We start from the raw sequence: 1392 nt of genomic DNA on the forward strand, positions 1-1392 counted from the left end.
GGGACTGTAAGAAAAACGGTGTAACTCCTGATCAAGGAGACGCACCTGATGACTGTCATGACGGATGCCGTGGATACTTCCGCGGTGGCGAAGAAGAAGACGTCGGCGAGCACGCCTGAAGGGGTGGATGCCGAGCTGGTTGGTCGGCTGGTCGAGCAGGCCCGCGCAGCGGGCCTGCAGCTGACCGGCGAAGGTGGCCTGTTGCAGCAGCTGACCAAGCGGGTGATCGAGGCCGCGTTGGACGGCGAGATCACCGACTACCTCGGCTATGCCAAACACGACCCTGCCGGTAAAGACGGCGGGAACTCCCGCAACGGCGCCCGGGCCAAGACCGTGCTCACCGATGTGGGCCCGGTCGAGATCACCGTGCCACGCGATCGCGACGGCTCGTTCGAGCCGCAGATCGTCCGCAAGCGGCAGCGCCGGCTGACCGGCGTCGAGGACATGGTCCTGTCGCTGTCCGCGAAAGGCCTGACCACCGGTGAGATCAGCGCCCACCTGGCCGAGGTCTATGGCGCCGAGGTCTCCCGCCAGACGATCTCTACGATCACCGACAAAGTGATGGACGGCATGGCCGAGTGGCAGAATCGGCCCCTCGACCGGGTCTACCCGGTCGTGTTCCTGGACGCGATCAACGTCAAGATCCGCGACGGGAAAGTCGCCAACCGGCCCATCTACGTGGCCCTCGCGGTGACCGTCGAGGGCACCCGGGACATCCTCGGCCTGTGGGCCGGCGACGGCGGTGAAGGCGCGAAGTTCTGGTTCAGCGTGTGCACTGAGCTGAAGAACCGCGGTGTCGAGGACGTGCTGATGGCCGTCTGCGACGGCCTGACCGGCCTGCCTGACGCGATCAACACGGTCTGGCCCAAGACGGTGGTCCAGACCTGCGTGGTGCACCTGCTGCGCAACTCGTTCAAATACGCCGGCCGCCAGCATTGGGATGCGATCGCGAAGGCGTTGAAGCCGGTCTACACCGCACCGACCGAAGCCGCCGCCGAACAGCGGTTCCTGGCGTTCGCCGAGGCCTGGGGCGAGAAGTATCCGGCCATCGTCCGGCTCTGGGAGAACGCCTGGGCCGAGTTCGTGCCGTTCCTCGCGTTCGACGCCGAGATCCGCAAGGTCGTCTGCTCAACCAACGCGATCGAGAGTGTGAACGCCCGCATCCGCCGGGCCGTCCGGGCCCGCGGGCACTTCCCCAACGAGCACGCCGCGCTGAAATGCGTCTACCTCGCCGTGATGGCCCTGGACCCGACCGGCGCCGGGCGCCGCCGCTGGACCATGCGCTGGAAACCCGCCCTCAACGCCTTCGACCTAGCCTTCGAAGGCCGCCTGTCCGCACGCCGCAACTGACCCCTCGACAAGATCGAGTTACACCGTTTTCTTGACAGTCCC

General features: G+C 66.4%; 1 protein-coding gene. It reads left to right on the forward strand.

The features are described 5' to 3' along the window. The first annotated feature begins 48 nt into the window (after window positions 1-48). Window positions 49-1350 carry an IS256 family transposase gene (locus ACIA6A_RS41380; RefSeq protein WP_396103636.1) on the forward strand — a complete coding sequence of 434 codons (1302 nt, stop codon included), beginning with the start codon at window positions 49-51 and terminating at the stop codon, window positions 1348-1350. The last annotated feature ends 42 nt before the right edge of the window (window positions 1351-1392 follow it).

The organism is Actinoplanes sp. NPDC051494 (assembly GCF_044454705.1).
GTDB lineage: Bacteria > Actinomycetota > Actinomycetes > Mycobacteriales > Micromonosporaceae > Actinoplanes.